We start from the raw sequence: 15,507 nt of genomic DNA on the forward strand, positions 1-15,507 counted from the left end.
AATACAGGCAACACCTACGCATCTGCCACAGGAACGCGTCCTGCAGCGATGAGGAAAAATAACGGGCGTAAGTGAAAGTCGGTAATGCGGGTTACTGGCGACCGGAGTGGCCGAAGCCGCCTTCGCCGCGCTGGCTGGCGTCGAAATCTTCAACCAGATTAAATTCAGCCTGGACTACCGGTACAAACACCAGTTGTGCCATGCGATCGCCGGGCTGCAGCGAGAAACTTTCCTGACCACGATTCCACACCGATACCATCAGCTGTCCCTGATAGTCCGAATCAATCAGACCCACCAGGTTGCCCAGCACGATGCCATGCTTATGGCCAAGGCCCGAGCGCGGCAGGATTACAGCGGCCAGATCGGGATCAGCGATATGAATCGCCAGGCCGGTCGGAACCAGCGTCGTGGTGCCTGGTGCGATGTCGAGAACATCATCAATGCAGGCGCGTAAATCTAACCCAGCGGAACCTGAAGTGGCATAGGTCGGCAGTGGAAACGCTTTGCCGACGCGCGCATCCAGAATTTTAACGTCTATTTTTTTCATCATAACGGCTGACAATCTCGTCTATTAATTGTTGGCCAAGGAGAGACTTATCGCTGAGCGGTAAGCGTTTTTCTCCATCCTGCCAAAAAAGGTGAAGAGCATTGGTGTCGCTATTAAACCCCTGTCCGGCTTTAGCGACATCGTTAGCGCAGATCAGATCCAGATTCTTGCGCACCCGTTTTTGCCGGGCGTATTCTTCCACATTCTGTGTTTCAGCAGCAAATCCAACGACGAATGGCCGGTTTTCCTGAAGTGCAGCGACGCCGGCAACAATATCGGGATTCTTTACCAGGTTCAGCGTGACGTTATCATCGCCGCCCTGTTTCTTGATTTTATCGGCCGCAATATCGGCTGCCCGGTAGTCTGCCACGGCTGCGCTTGCAATGAAAATATGTTGTTTATCTATCTCACTCATCACAGCGGCCTGCATCTCCAGCGCGCTGGTAACATCAACGCGTCGCACACCCGCAGGTGCAGGCAGGCTGACCGGGCCGCTGACCAGCGTGACCTGAGCACCACGTCGGGCAGCCGCAGCGGCAATCGCAAAGCCCATTTTACCGGAGCTGTGATTCGTGATGTAGCGCACCGGATCCAGCGCCTCTCGGGTCGGGCCGGCGGTAATCATAATGTTGAGATGTTGCAGATCGTTGACGGGCGTAGCCCACAGCAGCGCATGGTCAACAATCGCCAGCGGGTCCAGCATCCGGCCCGGCCCGACGTCGCCACAGGCCTGGCTGCCGCTGTCCGGCCCCCAAATCAGCACGCCCCGCGCGTGGAGCGTCTGAAGGTTTTGCTGGGTCACCGCTGCGCGATACATCTGCTGATTCATGGCTGGCACGACCGCCACGGGTGAGGCCGTGGCCAACACGGCAGTGGTCACCAGATCGTTTGCCATGCCAGCAGTCACACGGGCAATCAGATCGGCAGTGGCCGGAGCCAGCACAATCAGGTCGGCCCATTTTGCCAGTTCAATATGACCCATCGCCGCTTCTGCAGCGGGATCAAGCAGATCGTCAAACACCGGATAGCCGGAGACGGCCTGCAGGCTGAGCGGAGTGATAAACGCTTTGGCACCTTCCGTCATCATCACGCGCACATCAGCGCCGCGATCGCGCAGGCGCCGCACCAGCTCAGGTGCTTTATACGCTGCGATACCGCCGCTCACGCCAAGAAGAATTTTTTTACCGGCTAATCCCATCATGATGTTGGCCTCACTAAGCTCTCTGCCGCTCGCGGCGGCGAATGCACGGACTTTATCACAAAAGCGTGGATGCGCCTTTTCACCGACTGCGTTTGCGAGCCGTCTCGTAGATTGCCGTTCCATTGATAGCCGCACTCTGCAGGATGAGCCATTCTGAGGCTCATCTCAGGGAGAGCGAAAATGAAAATCAAGGGACCACGGGAAAAACTCCAGAAACTGGGCGCAAACTCGCTCACCGATACCGAATTGCTGGCCATTTTTCTCCGCACCGGATCGCCAGGGCAGAACGTCCTTGAACTGGCCGGAGAGATGCTGGAGGGGTTTGGCTCGCTTTATCTGCTCATGACATCAGACAAAGCGGCATTCGGTGAAGTCAAAGGTATCGGCGATGCCAAGCTGGCGCAACTTCACGCGGTTGCCGAACTGGCGAAGCGATTTTTCGCCAGCAAACTGGTTCGCGAAAGCGCCATGGAGAACCCACAAATCACGCGCCAGTATCTGCAAAGTTTGCTGGCTCATCAGGAGCGTGAGATCTTTATGGCCCTGTTTCTGGATAACCAGCATCGGGTGCTACGGGCACAAAATATGTTCTCGGGTTCTATTAATAGTGTGGAAGTTCATCCTCGTGAGATCGTTCGGGAGGCGCTGAAACTCAACGCAGCTGCTCTGATACTGGCGCATAATCACCCGTCGGGCATGGCCGAACCGAGTCGCGCAGACCGCGAAGTGACCCACAAAGTCAGTGAGGCCTGCCAGCTATTCGATATACGCTTGCTCGATCATCTGGTGATTGGGCATGGCGAATATGTCTCCTTTGCCGAGCGGGGATGGCTCTGATAGCGGGAAATTTCGCGCCAGGTGGCGGCTTTTTGCCCGATCATTCGGGATCTTTATCTGTTCGGGACTTGAGCACTTGGGCTGAGCGGCGTATACTACGCCACCTTTGAGAATCTCGGGTTTGGCGGTTAGGCCAGCTTAGCGGGTTCCATGGAATTCGCCTGGCGGGCTGCAAGCCTGACGAGGCGGCCCAAACCTAATTTTTAAAGCTCGAGCTGATTTGATTTTTGGAGATATTGACATGTCACGAGTCTGCCAGGTAACTGGAAAGCGTCCGGTGACGGGTAACAACCGTTCCCACGCAATGAACGCGACGAAACGCCGTTTCCTTCCGAACCTGCACTCACACCGTTTTTGGGTTGAGAGCGAGAAGCGCTTCGTTACTCTGCGTGTATCTGTTAAAGGTATGCGTATTATTGATAAAAAGGGCATTGATACGGTGTTAGCCGATATGCGTGCCCGTGGTGAGAAGTACTAAGGTACTAAGGAACTGAATCATGGCTAAAGGTATTCGTGAGAAGATCAAGCTGGTTTCCTCTGCTGGTACAGGTCACTTCTATACCACCACGAAGAACAAACGTACTAAACCAGAGAAGCTGGAACTGAAAAAGTTCGATCCGGTTGTACGTCAGCATGTGCTCTACAAAGAAGCTAAAATTAAGTAATTTTAGTGTTCTGCTAAAAACCCGGCTCCGGCCGGGTTTTTTGTTTGTGTAAAACGCTGAGGAGAGGCTATGCCAGAGTTGCCAGAGGTTGAAACCAGCCGCCGCGGTATCGAACCGCATTTGGTCGGTGAAACCATCCTTCACGCCGTGGTGCGTAATTCACGTTTGCGCTGGCCCGTTTCGCAGGAGATCCTGGCGCTGAGCGATCAGCCGGTTCTCAGCGTGCAGCGCCGGGCGAAATATCTGCTGCTGGAGCTGCCGCATGGCTGGATTATTATCCACCTTGGCATGTCCGGCAGTCTGCGCGTGCTGTCAGAAGAGTTGCCAGCCGCGAAGCATGATCATGTTGATTTAGTGATGAGCAACGGCAAAGTGCTGCGCTACACCGACCCGCGCCGCTTTGGTGCCTGGCTCTGGAGCAGCGATCTGGCGGGCAGTAGTGTGCTGGCCCATCTCGGGCCGGAGCCACTCAGCGAGCAGTTTGATGGGGCTTACCTGTTTGATAAGTCACGCGGCAAGCGGACGCTCATTAAGCAATGGCTGATGGATAACAAAGTGGTGGTGGGCGTGGGCAACATTTATGCCAGTGAGTCACTGTTTACCGCCGGGATCGTTCCCGATCGTGCTGCCGGAAGCCTGTCTCAGGCCGAATCAGAACTGCTGGTGAATACCATCAAAGCGGTGCTGCTTCGTTCGATTGAGCAGGGCGGAACCACGCTGCGTGACTTCTTACAGACAGACGGTAAGCCGGGCTACTTTGCACAGCAGTTGCAGGTCTATGGCCGGGCGGGTGAACCCTGTCGGGCATGCGGTACGCCGATTGTCAGCGGCAGGCATGGGCAACGCAGCACTTACTGGTGCCCGAACTGTCAGCATTAAGCCAGTTTAGCCAGCAATGCCTGATGCACTGGCGCGGGCAGAAAGGCGCTAACATCGCCTTTGTGACGCGCCACCTCTTTGACCAGTGAAGACGAGATAAACGAGAAGCCTTCAGACGGCATCAGGAAAACGCTCTCCAGTGTTGGCAGCAGGTGACGATTCATCTGCGCCAGCTGCATTTCATATTCAAAATCTGACACCGCTCGCAATCCACGAATCAGCACGTTCGCCTGCTGGTCACGGGCGAAATTCGCCATCAGGTCGCTGAACCCGACCACCTCAACGTTAGGCAGATGGGCCACCACTTCACCGGTCAGCGCCACGCGTTCATCCAGACTAAACATCGGTTTTTTGCTGGGGCTAGCGGCAACAGCCAGAATAACCTCGTCAAACATCTGTGCTGCCCGCGTCACGATGTCGACATGGCCAAGCGTCACAGGATCAAATGTACCGGGATAGATGGCTTTCGTGGTCATACTCGCCCTTTTGCCGAAGCGTGATTCAGCGCCCAGAGGGCTGAATATTTATTGAAGGTATATTGCGCGTTGACCACCGCCAGAATCCAGCCCTGCCTGCCGTCGAGAAAACCGGCACGCAGCAGCAGCGTTTTTACAAATGCGCCCAGCGTGTGGCTGAATACAGAAAAGAGGCCGCAGCGCTTACCGCGCTGATGGCGTTCTGTGGCCCAGGCTTCAGCATAGGCCAGTTGCTTGCGCTGAAAGGCGATTAAATCGCGGCAGGTCAGATGTTCCAGATCGCCAGGCAATGCCACTACCGGCGCGCCGTCACTCTGCAGGGATTCATGCACCAGATTGTCATTGTAGCGGAAGGTGCGGGGATAGAGGCGCATCACGCGATCGGGATACCAGCCACTGTGGCGCATAAAGCGACCGAGAAACAGGTTGCTGCGGCCCAGGCTATAAACCGTGCGGCTGGGTGGGGCAACCAGCACCTGCTCAATTGCAGCACGCAGTTCGGGTGAAACGCGCTCATCTGCATCGATCATCAAAATCATGTCGCCGGTAGCATAGCCCTGCGCGCGCTGGCGCTGGATACCATAACCCTGCCAGTTATCACTGTGATAGACCTGCGCCCCGGCCCGGGTGGCGATGTTGACGGTGTCATCCCTGCTGCCAGAGTCCAGCACGATAATTTCATCGGCCCAGCTGACCGAGGCCAGGCAGTCAGGCAGCAGTTCCGCTTCATTTTTGGCGATCATCACTACGGAAAGACGTTGGCGTACTGACATTAGTGAGTCCGGGGTGGCAGATGCGGTTCGAGTAACTGTAGCAAACGCTGGAGCGCACCCTGATTCTGGTGCAACACGTCTACCGCATGGCGTCCGTAATAACGGCGGTAATCATCATCCTGCAAAAGATTAGTGACTTCTTTTTCCAGCGAAATCACGTCGGTGACCGTAATCAATCCCTGGCCTTCCTGCAGCTTGCTGCAGATATCTTTGAAGTTCCAGATATGGGGCCCCATCAGAACCGGAAGTGCATGGGCAGCAGGTTCGAGCGGATTGTGTCCGCCCCGTTCAACCAGGCTGCCACCGACCAGAGCCAGATCGGCAATGCCGTAGAGCAGCATCAGTTCGCCCATGGAGTCGCCGATGACCACCTGCGTTGAGCCGGAAGGGATCTCGCCGCTGCTGCGCAGGATAAAACTAAAGCCGCGTTCCTGCGTCAGTTCGCGGGCATCGTTGAAGCGCTCGGGATGGCGGGGAACCAGAATCAGCAGCAGATCCGGAAAGGTCTGCAGCAGGCGGCGATGAGCATCCAGCACAATGGCCTCTTCGCCTTCGTGTGTGCTGGTGGCTATCCACACCGGTCTGCGCGGCGCCCACTGACGACGAAGCGTCACCGCTCTGGCGGCCAGTTCTGGCGTGACGGAAATATCAAACTTCAGACTGCCGGTAATGGCCAGTTGTGAACGTTTCAGGCCCAGGCTCAGGAAGCGGTCGCCATCTTCAGTGTTCTGCGCGGCGATTAGCGTAATGCTCTGCAACAGGCGTCGCATAAACTTACCCAGCTTGCGGTAGCCTTTGGCGGATCGGGCCGAGAGGCGGGCATTGGCAATCACCAGCGGAATATTACGCTGGTGCAGAATGCGGATAATGTTCGGCCATAGCTCGGTTTCCATGATGATCACCAGCCGTGGATTGACCGTATCAAGAAAACGATTAATTGAACCCGGCAGATCATAAGGCAGATAGACGTGATGTACATCTTTACCGAAAGCAGATTGCGCACGTTCAGAGCCGGTCGGCGTCATCGTGGTAACGGTAATCGGCAGAGTCGGGTAACGATGACGAAGTGCGCGCACCAGCGGGATCGCGGCAAGGGTTTCCCCCACAGAGACCGAGTGCAGCACAATGCCGTCAGGCTTCACTTTGCCGACACAATAGCCATAGCGTTCTGCCCAACGTTTGCGATAGGCAGGCGCTTTACGACCGCGCAGCCACAGGCGCAGCCAAATGAGTGGCTGAATTAAGTAGAGCAAGGCGGTGTAAATGGTCGTCATAGTTACCGTTACAGCAGGTTCGCGTCTAAAAACAGATTAAAATCAGATGACGGCATGTTATCAGAAACCCCGCATGCACTCATCCCACATTGTCAGTTGCTACCCAGTACCTGCTGATAAAGCGAAGTCAGTGACTGCGCCAGTCGTTGTGGGCCATAAGGTTCAATTTTACGCCGTGCTGCCTCACCCATTCGTGAATCCAGGGAAAGTGGCGGTATTGTATTAACAGCCTGATTTAACTCCTTGATATCCAATGCATCGCAGACAAAGCCTTCCTGACCAGCGGTAATAAATTCTGCGCCACCACAGCCGGTGCTGGTAATCACGGGCAAGCCGCAGGCCATCGCCTCGAGCACCACATTCGGGAACGGGTCGTAGAGCGTAGGCAGCAGAAGGCCATCCGCCGCGTGATAATAGGGTTGTACATCCTGCTGTACGCCGACAAAGCGCAGTCGGTCCAGACAGTTAAGCTGATTTGCCAACTGCTGATAACGTTGCAGCTGCTTATCCTGACCCACCACAATCAGATAGCGATCGCTGGCGGCCAGCGCCTGTATGGCCGCTTTCAGCCCTTTACGCTCAAAGCCGGAGCCGACATAAATCAGTACGGTAGCGGCATCGGGCAGCCCCAGTTGCTGACGGATCGCGCGACGAGCTGTTTCCGTGGCGGGCTGGAAACGGCTGGCGTCGATAGCGTTATGAATAACGTGGATTTTTCCGGCGTCGAGCGGGAAACAGCGCAGAATATCGCGCTTTACCATTTCTGAATTACAGATCACCGCTTTTAGCGTCGGAGAGGTAAACATTTCGGCTTCCGCCTGCAGCACATAGCGATGATAGGGACTAAGCGTTGCGCTCAGCCGTTGCCATGATGAGACGATGCGGGCGCGCTGTTCCAGCCAGACGCGATGCACACCATCACCCGCGCGGAAAATGTCACAGCCTGCGATACGCTCATGGCTTTGCACAATATCGAACTTTTCCCGCTCCCAGCAGGCGCGGGCTGCACGGGCAAAACCGCGCTCACGGGATACCCGTCCCAGCTTTGAAGGATTACAGATATGCAGATGCCAGTCAGGATTGGGCGTGCCTTGCCAGCTGCGGGTAATGATATTGAGATCGAGCTGTTCGCTGCCCAGCGCTTCCAGCGCGCGTGAGATAAAGCGCTCAGCACCGCCATCCGGGCGATATTTCTGCCGGACAATCGCCAGTCGTAACTTACTCATTCAGGTAGCTCCTCGCTGCCGCGACCACATCCTTTACCGGAATGGCCGAGAGATAACGCTTGTCAGTTTTGGTGTCGATAGAATCGGGCGAGGGCAGCGGGCCATAATCGCCCGCCCAGATAACATGATTGTTGTCGCCCCATGGCCGCCAGTGCTGCAGCTTGGTCGGACCAAACAGCGCAATACAGGGGGTTTCAAGTGCGGCAGCCATGTGCATCGGTGCGGAGTCGACACCAATAAACAGCCGGGCGTGATCGATTAGCGCCGCCAGTTGCGGCAGCGTGAACTGACCCGCCAGCGAAACCACATCCTGCGATACACAGAGCGCCCTGATACGGTTAATCATCGCCAGCTCCTGCTTATCCGGCCCGGCAGTAAGCACCACTTTGCGGCCCGGCTGCGCCAGTTGATCAAGCGTGGCGGCAACGCTCTCCTCTTCCCAGCATTTAAAGCCCCAGCGTGAGGTCGGCTGCACCACAATATAGGGTGCGGTGACATGATGTTCCGCCAGTCTGGCCTGCACAATTTGCTGGTCAGCGTCGCTGTAGTGCATTGAGACGCGTGCGTTATCACTGCTAATGCCGAGAGGTGCCAGTGCAGACATATTCTGCTCAACGGTATGCAGTTTGCTGTGATTATGTGTCGGGACCAGCCGGTTATGACACCATCGCCACAGCACGTTATCACGTTTTTTATAGGCGAAACCGATGCGAACGGGTGCCGCAGAGAGCCGCGTCATCTGGGCTGCGCGCCACTGATCGGCCAGATTTATCACCAGATCATAATGGGCGGCACGCACGGCGCGAATTAATGCACGCTCATGGCCCAGCTTACGCCAGGTGCCCTCCTGCTTCCATTTGCGATCGATGACGTGCAAATGGCGGATAGCCGGATGCGCTTCCAGCATCGGACGCGTCTCTTTATAGAGCAACACGTCAATGCTGGCCTGCGGATAACGCTCATGAAGCGCATTGATGGCGGGCGTTGTGAGCAGCATGTCACCATGATGGCGCAGCTTAATCAGTAATATATTTTTTGGAGAGAAGTTTGCTGGAATCAGGCTGGCCATAAACAAGAGTTCTCAGAATTCAGTGAGCCGATTGTAGGGCAAACCCTTTTTAGGATAAAGCCAGCCTCAAAGGTTATTTATTACGCCAGCGATAGAGTCGTGCCAGCCATAACAGCAACTGATACCACTGCTTAATGCCTCTGGCATTACGTAACATGCGCAGGTGTGTCCGGGTTGTGAACAGGTCGGCAATGATCGCCTGGCGTGCGCGGGGGTCAGGCTCGCGTCTCACACTGTGACAAACGCTGAGCGCTTCATGGGTCACCTGATAGTGAAATGACGGGTAGATCTTCACGCGGTCACGATAACGATGATTAAGCTCTTCCAGCAGTCGCGCAATCTTCAGGTAGTGACGCTGATATTCAACGTTGCGCTCGCCAGTGCGTTTGCGATTGCTGATGGAGGCGTCATGCATATAGTAGCGATAGAGTACGGCTTCGGTATACCGCACGCGTTTTGCCAGCAACATAAACTCGGTGGTCCAGGGAATATCCTGATGGTGCAAACCCGGTTCGAACTGCAACTGATGCTGCTCAATCAGTTCCCGGCGATAGATTCCCAGCCAGACCACATGCATATACCGATGGGTTTTCAGCGCGGTATTGAGCCAGTCGGCCCCACTCAGCACCGGTGTGCTGCGCAAACGATCCAGCGGAATCAGCGGTTTTACTCGCTGGCTATGTTTGAAAAACCACTCGGCGTTGCACTGTGCCGCATCCAGATTGTCCGCTTCCGCCAGCGTCACCAGCGTCTGATACATATCGGGCTGCATGGTGTCATCCGCATCAGGAAAGGTGACATATTTCCCGCGGGCTATCGCCAGCCCGGCGTTGCGGGCACGCGATACACCGCCATTTTCCTGATGAATCACACGAATATGAGCATGCTGCTGTGCATACTGGTCGGCGCGTTCGCCTGAACCATCGGTTGAACCGTCATCGACGATAATGATCTCAAGCATAGTCAGCGTCTGCGCCAGTAGCGCCTGCATGAACTCATCAAACATGCTGCCCGCGTTATACATCGGGGTAATGATACTCAGCAGAGGAGACGTACTCATGACAATATCTGCACCGGCGTTGTATTCACTGCGAAAGGGCGTTGCCTCGTCATAAATCATTTCCAAATCAGCAGAATGAAATCAGGGAATGCATGATTATAAAACGGTGTGGCTTCCCTGCTTTACTAAAAACCACGCCCGACAATAATAATGCGCGATATGCGCTTTTTTTACGCAATGAGACCTTAAAGGTAAACAGATTATTATGCCGGTGTTCATTTGGCTTTTTATAAATGGTCGTGGCAAACAGCAGGTGGGATAAATGACGGGAAAGTCAGGCGCTGAAATAACAGCGCCCGAATCAATCTGATAAACCTGAGTGCGCTACTGTTCGCTCTGCTTAAAGAACTTGAGACTGACATACTTCATCATCCAGCTGATGCTTTCAGCATACTGTTTCTGATGCCACTTAATGCGGGCGAATCGCTTCATCTCTTTGTAATGTTTTGGCGTATCAAGCGGTTGTACAGCCCAGGGTGAGCGCTGGTAATAGCCGTGGTAGCGCCGGGCAAGGTCGCTGCCTGCCCAGGCATGCCAGGGTTTGCATTTACCGGTGTAGTGAATCATTACCGTGTCAGTGGGCACAGTAGAGTGGTCCCAGACTTTATTGGCGATGATGTCGTAAATCTGATTATAGCGGTCCGGCAGGATCAGAATTTCATCCTCCAGCACGATATTCAGTGCATCCTGATCGGGAAAACCAAACTCTGCGCCCCGTTTTACCAGCACGTCGGTAATACGCGCGGTGGTCTGCCTTTCGAGCCAGCGGGGAATATTGATCAGCATGAAGCCGGAGTTGAAATAGTGATGATGCTTCAGGCCGAGCTTTGCGCACTGATTCTGTCGCGCTCGCGGCGTGTCGTTACAGGCCGCCAGCGTGTAATCCGTGAGATCCAGGGTGAACAGGGGAGAGTAATCGCCCACCACCAGGGTATCTGCATCAATATAGATCACCCGATCGCTGTAGCTCGCCACGGTTTCAGGGATCAGGAAACGGTAGTGGATGCTTTTAGGGTAGCGTCCGACTGCGGGCAACTGATCAACCCAGTCACTATTAAAGATATGTAGCGTGATGGACAGACGATGGCCTGAGGCCAGCGAACGCAGTTTTTCCACATCCTCGTCGCGTAGTGAGTCTGAAAAAATATGGGCGTGGAAAGCCGTATCGGGATGATGGCTGAGAAGTGAAAACAACGTAATGCCCAGGCCGCGCGCGTAGGCATGGTTAATGCCAAACGCAACGTGAACCGGATTGTCATCCGTGTCAGCAAGCGTGTTAACCAGCAGCTGACTTTGCTGAACGGCATCAGCAAGAGGGGTAATTGCCATTACGCTTCACTATTCCAGATTATGAGTAATAAACGTTTGTATTCTAGTCAGTTTATCATCATCCAGCCCGAATAATTTTTCAGCCGGCTGATCAAACTTAAAACGTGTGGAAAAAACGAACGTTGATGCAGCAATATTATCCGGTCCGATGAACAACACGTTATTGACCGGACGCTGTTCCCTGACTTCACACGGTCCGTAAAGCATGATCACCGGGATCTGCTGCGCATCCGCAATATAGGCATTGCCAGAGTCAGAGCAGATGTAGAAATCCATTTGAGAAATGGCCCAGGGAACCTCTTCCAGCTTTAGCTCACCAATCAGACTGACAATATTCTCTTTTGGGCCGGTCAGGCTCAGTAACTCATCCAGCCATGGCTGCTCGGCTGGCGGGCCAAACACATAAAAGGTGCAGGGCAGGTCAGACAGCGACGTCATCAGCTGCTGCCAGATGCTGGCAGGAATCGTCTTGGCCTTGTTACCGGCAGAAATACTGATGCCTATTTTAATGCCGCTGCGTGGATTCAGCAGCGCAGCGGGCGGCGCAGGCGGCTGCCAGAGTGGCGAGGTCGCATGTTTGGGAAAATCGGTATAGCGATAGTCGCGGTTAATCAGCTTCAGGTAACTGTCGAGCGTTAAATCTGTCTTCGCGTGGTCGACAATGCCGCTGGCGCTGCGATAGAAGGTTTTATGGTAGGACTTACGCACATAGGTGCGCAGAAACTGCTTGTTCGGTGCGTTGCATAACGCGGCAAAGAACAGGTTTACGCTATTTGGCTGCACCAGATAAACGTTGTCATAGCGGTTCATCAGGGTGAACGCGAGCTTCAGTTTGGTAAAAAAGCTGCGCTTTGCGTCTTCAATCAGAAAATAGCGGCTGACTGTGTCATCGTGACGCGCCAGCGGCTCCACCGCTTTGCTGATCAACAGCTCAGACTGACCCAGCGCGCGCAGCATCGGGGTGATATTGATAAAATCACCGATCTTCGCCGTCTGGATGATTAAGCTGCGACCCGTTGGCCGGTAGAACAGCCGCATAATCGCCCGGAAAGGCAGCAGCAGCAGGTAGATCAACACATAGTTCATGGCGTGTTTTCCGTAATAACGGCCTGCAGTTTTTCTGCCACCGAGTCAGCGGTCAGCTCCGCCAGACGATGATTCGGGGCGCTCAGAGCCTGTTGGTTCTGCCCGTAACCGCCAATCAGGCCGGGATCGGTCGGGCCATACAGCGTCAGATTGGGACGATCCAGTGCCGCCGTCAGATGGCTCAGTCCGGTATCTACCGAGACCACCGCCCGCGCGCCTGCCAGCTGCTGGGCTATCGCGTCCAGCGTCAGCTTAGGCAGCACATCGACATGTCCGAATCCTTCTGCAAGCCGCAGTGCACGTTGATGCTCATGCTCAGCACCCCAGGGCAGTTTCACCCGCAGACCGCTCGGCTGCATCAGTTCAATCAGCTGTCGCCAGTGTGATTCCGGCCAGTGCTTGTTGTCACGGGTTGTAGCATGCAGAAAGACCAGGTAATGCTGTGCGTCAGCGGGCAGATGATGCAGGAAGTGCCCGGCAATTGCGTAGTCACCCTGGTGTTGCGGCTTTTCATAGCCCAGGCTTTTGGCGAAGAGTTCGCGCGTTCGCTCAACCGCGTGCTGCCGTTTACTCACCTCATGGCGGACGTCATACCACCAGCTGGCAAACGGCTCACGCGCGCTGCGGCTGTCCTGTCCATGCTTCACCCCTTTCGATAAACGGGTGACCAGTGCGGCACTCTTGATCAGCCCCTGCGCATCAATCACGACATCATACTCACGTGACTGTAACTCGCGCTTAAACTGCACGCGCTCTTCACGCTGCTGACTGCCAAACCAGTGTTTGCGCCAGCGGCGAATCGCGACCGGTAACACCTTATCGACGGCGGGATGCCAGCCAGGGATCTGCGCAAAATTCTCTTCCACCACCCAGTCGAAACGGATGCCGGGAATAGCATGCATTGCATCGGTCAGAGCAGGGAGCGAATGCAGAACATCGCCCATGGAAGAGGTTTTAACAATCAGGACGTGCATGGCACCTCCTGTGGCACGAGCAGTTCGCTCAGCGTCTGATGTACGCGCTCAGGCTGGATATCGATCAGGCTCTGGTGATAACCCTGTTCGGCATCGCCTTTGCGCACTTTGTGATAGCCAGTAATCAGGCGAATAATGCGCGCCTGACGTGCCAGCGGCGGCGTGAAGTCAGGGCTGCTGGGGCCATAGAGCGCGACGAGTGGACGATCCAGCGCCGCGGCAATATGCATCAGTCCGGAGTCGTTGCTGACCACAGCACGGCATTGCGCCAGCAGAATGACCGCCTGTTCCAGCTGGGTTTCGCCTGCCAGATTACGGCAATGGCCGCGCGCCGCTTCAGGCAGCGCAGCGATAATCTCTTCACCTGTCGGGCGATCTTTAGCAGAGCCGAACAGCACGATCTGGAAGCCGTCAGCAATCAACTGGCTCGCCAGCGTGGCGTAATGATAGTGTGGCCAGCGTTTGGCCGGACCAAATTCAGCGCCCGGACAAAAACCGATAATCGGACGGGTCGCCGCAAGCTGAAACTGTGCAGCCGTTTCAATCTTTTCCTGCTCTTCAACCTGCAATTTCGGCCATAACAGCGGCTGTGGCAGTTGCGCCGCCGAGGCAACAGGCGTGTCGTAGCCCAGCGCAACGTAGCGCTCAACCATCAGCGGAAAGGCGGCTTTATCCAGCACCCGCAAATCGTTCAGCAGGCCATAACGCATTTCACCGCGCCAGCCGACGCGGCGTTTTATTCCGGCGAAGAAGGGGACCAGCGCCGACTTAAAGGAGTTAGGCAGCACATAAGCACGGTCGTAGTGACTGGCGCGCAGCACTTTTCCCAGACGGCGACGCTCACCAATTTCCAGTGCGCCATGCCCTAGCGGCATCGCCAGCGCCTGATTCACCTCAGGCATGCGTGAAAGCAACGGACGGCACCACGCAGGTGCCATCACGTCGATCACTGCATCCGGATGTTCGGCCTTGAGTGTGCGATAGAGACTTTGCGACATCATCATATCGCCGACCCATGACGGGCCGATTACCAGAATTTTCATCGCCGGAGCAGCTTCCTTTATGCGTTGCGGTTCAGCCAGACCATATAGTCAGCAACGCCCTGGGCCACTGTTTTAAATGGCTTGTCGTAACCCACGGCGCGTAGCTTAGTGAGATCGGCCTGGGTATAAGCCTGATAACGTCCTTTGAGTTTTTCCGGGAACGGAATGTACTCAATCTGGCCTTTCTGATGGAATTTCAGGACCGCATCAGCCACTTCCTGGAAGGATTCGGCGCGGCCTGTGCCACAGTTGTAAATTCCGGAGACGCCATTTTCCCAGCACCACAGGTTCACTTCCGCCACATCATCAACGTGAATGAAGTCACGTTTAAAGCCGTCACTGCCTTCAAACAGTTTTGGATTTTCATCGTTGCTGATCTGCGTGTTCAGATGGAAAGCCACACTTGCCATGCTGCCTTTATGGCCTTCACGCGGTCCGTAGACGTTGAAATAGCGGAAGCCGCACACCGGCGAATTCGCTTCCGGCAGCATCTGGCGGACATAGTGGTCGAACAGCATTTTGGAGTAGCCATAGACATTCAGTGGCTGCTCATACTGGCGCTCTTCAATGAAATTCTCGTTGCGTCCGCCGTAGGTCGCAGCAGAAGAGGCGTAGAGGAACGGGATCTCGCGCTCAAGACAGAAGTGAAGCAACTCTTTGGAGTACTGATAGTTGTTTTCCATCATGTACTTGCCATCCCACTCAGTGGTGGAGGAGCAGGCACCCTGATGGAATACCGCTTCGATCGGGCCTAAATCATCGCCCGCCATTACGCTCATCAGGAACTCTTCTTTGTCCATGTAATCGACGATATCCAGGTCGACTAAATTGGCAAACTTGGTGCCATCCTTCAGATTATCCACCACCAGAATGTCGGTGTGACCGCGATCGTTCAGCGCTTTGACGATGTTGCTGCCAATCATTCCTGCGCCGCCAGTTACGATAATCATGTTGTTACCTTCAACGTTGTGGGGTGAAACAGGAGGTTTCACACACGAATACCTCACATCATAACATTTCATCAGGGTGCAGACAGCCAGATGACTCTGTAACGCTTTGTGTGTACAT

At 55.0% G+C, this 15,507-nt stretch carries 17 protein-coding genes; 4 read left to right on the forward strand and 13 right to left on the reverse strand.

The annotated features are described in order from the left end of the window. Nucleotides 1–91: 91 nt before the first annotated feature. The gene (gene dut / locus IAI47_RS00610) at nt 92–550 is read right to left on the reverse strand and encodes a dUTP diphosphatase (RefSeq protein WP_003851329.1); all 459 of its coding nucleotides are present in this window, start codon (nt 548–550) and stop codon (nt 92–94) included. After that, nucleotides 528–1,748 (reverse strand): bifunctional phosphopantothenoylcysteine decarboxylase/phosphopantothenate--cysteine ligase CoaBC, encoded by a 1,221-nt coding sequence (gene coaBC, locus IAI47_RS00615; RefSeq protein WP_003851326.1) that lies wholly within the window; start codon nt 1,746–1,748, stop codon nt 528–530. The genes dut and coaBC overlap by 23 nt, the downstream gene beginning before the upstream one ends. A gap of 180 nt (nt 1,749–1,928) precedes the next feature. Here coaBC and radC point away from each other — a divergent pair, with 180 nt between their 5' ends. The 4 genes from radC to mutM all read left to right on the forward strand — a co-directional run bounded on the left by radC (nt 1,929) and on the right by mutM (nt 4,129). Beyond that, complete coding sequence (radC, locus tag IAI47_RS00620; RefSeq protein ID WP_003851323.1) at nt 1,929–2,585, forward strand: DNA repair protein RadC; 657 nt, start codon at nt 1,929–1,931, stop codon at nt 2,583–2,585. Between the two features lie 241 nt (nt 2,586–2,826). Next, on the forward strand, nt 2,827–3,063 hold the full coding sequence (gene rpmB, locus IAI47_RS00625; RefSeq protein ID WP_006121249.1) for a 50S ribosomal protein L28: 237 nt from the start codon (nt 2,827–2,829) through the stop codon (nt 3,061–3,063). Nucleotides 3,064–3,082: 19 nt separating this feature from the next. Beyond that, complete coding sequence (gene rpmG / locus IAI47_RS00630) at nt 3,083–3,250, forward strand: 50S ribosomal protein L33 (protein WP_003024094.1); 168 nt, start codon at nt 3,083–3,085, stop codon at nt 3,248–3,250. Between the two features lie 69 nt (nt 3,251–3,319). Next, nucleotides 3,320–4,129 carry a bifunctional DNA-formamidopyrimidine glycosylase/DNA-(apurinic or apyrimidinic site) lyase gene (gene mutM, locus IAI47_RS00635; RefSeq protein ID WP_003851319.1) on the forward strand — a complete coding sequence of 270 codons (810 nt, stop codon included), beginning with the start codon at nt 3,320–3,322 and terminating at the stop codon, nt 4,127–4,129. Here the strand turns inward: mutM and coaD are convergent. From coaD to rfaD, 11 genes are all read right to left on the reverse strand, one after another. Beyond that, nucleotides 4,126–4,605 carry a pantetheine-phosphate adenylyltransferase gene (gene coaD / locus IAI47_RS00640; protein ID WP_008926955.1) on the reverse strand — a complete coding sequence of 160 codons (480 nt, stop codon included), beginning with the start codon at nt 4,603–4,605 and terminating at the stop codon, nt 4,126–4,128. The two genes, mutM and coaD, sit on opposite strands and share 4 nt — an antisense overlap. Then, nucleotides 4,602–5,378: a glycosyltransferase family 2 protein gene (locus IAI47_RS00645; protein ID WP_008926954.1), complete on the reverse strand. Its 777-nt coding sequence runs from the start codon at nt 5,376–5,378 to the stop codon at nt 4,602–4,604. Before IAI47_RS00645 ends, coaD begins: the two co-directional genes overlap by 4 nt. Next, a complete protein-coding gene (gene waaA / locus IAI47_RS00650) occupies nt 5,378–6,652 on the reverse strand; it encodes a lipid IV(A) 3-deoxy-D-manno-octulosonic acid transferase (protein ID WP_003851314.1) in 1,275 nt (424 codons plus the stop codon). The genes IAI47_RS00645 and waaA overlap by 1 nt, the downstream gene beginning before the upstream one ends. 92 nt (nt 6,653–6,744) lie before the next feature. Beyond that, a complete protein-coding gene (locus IAI47_RS00655) occupies nt 6,745–7,878 on the reverse strand; it encodes a glycosyltransferase family 4 protein (RefSeq protein WP_008926953.1) in 1,134 nt (377 codons plus the stop codon). Further along, the gene (rfaQ, locus tag IAI47_RS00660) at nt 7,871–8,947 is read right to left on the reverse strand and encodes a putative lipopolysaccharide heptosyltransferase III (RefSeq protein WP_008926952.1); all 1,077 of its coding nucleotides are present in this window, start codon (nt 8,945–8,947) and stop codon (nt 7,871–7,873) included. Before rfaQ ends, IAI47_RS00655 begins: the two co-directional genes overlap by 8 nt. Before the next feature lie 73 nt (nt 8,948–9,020). Further along, nucleotides 9,021–10,067: a glycosyltransferase gene (locus tag IAI47_RS00665; protein ID WP_008926951.1), complete on the reverse strand. Its 1,047-nt coding sequence runs from the start codon at nt 10,065–10,067 to the stop codon at nt 9,021–9,023. 264 nt (nt 10,068–10,331) lie between these two features. Beyond that, nucleotides 10,332–11,336 carry a glycosyltransferase family 8 protein gene (locus tag IAI47_RS00670; protein WP_008926950.1) on the reverse strand — a complete coding sequence of 335 codons (1,005 nt, stop codon included), beginning with the start codon at nt 11,334–11,336 and terminating at the stop codon, nt 10,332–10,334. Between the two features lie 9 nt (nt 11,337–11,345). Beyond that, the gene (locus IAI47_RS00675; RefSeq protein ID WP_008926949.1) at nt 11,346–12,422 is read right to left on the reverse strand and encodes a glycosyltransferase family 9 protein; all 1,077 of its coding nucleotides are present in this window, start codon (nt 12,420–12,422) and stop codon (nt 11,346–11,348) included. Then, entirely contained in the window at nt 12,419–13,396 is a 978-nt protein-coding gene (rfaC, locus tag IAI47_RS00680) for a lipopolysaccharide heptosyltransferase RfaC (protein WP_003851302.1), read from the reverse strand. Before rfaC ends, IAI47_RS00675 begins: the two co-directional genes overlap by 4 nt. Further along, nucleotides 13,384–14,439, reverse strand: a complete 1,056-nt coding sequence (gene rfaF, locus IAI47_RS00685) for an ADP-heptose--LPS heptosyltransferase RfaF (RefSeq protein ID WP_003851300.1) — start codon at nt 14,437–14,439, stop codon at nt 13,384–13,386. The genes rfaC and rfaF overlap by 13 nt, the downstream gene beginning before the upstream one ends. Before the next feature lie 17 nt (nt 14,440–14,456). Beyond that, a complete protein-coding gene (rfaD, locus tag IAI47_RS00690; protein WP_033743557.1) occupies nt 14,457–15,389 on the reverse strand; it encodes an ADP-glyceromanno-heptose 6-epimerase in 933 nt (310 codons plus the stop codon). Nucleotides 15,390–15,507: the final 118 nt, after the last annotated feature.

It is taken from the genome of Pantoea sp. MT58, from assembly GCF_014495885.1.
Classification (GTDB): domain Bacteria; phylum Pseudomonadota; class Gammaproteobacteria; order Enterobacterales; family Enterobacteriaceae; genus Pantoea; species Pantoea eucalypti.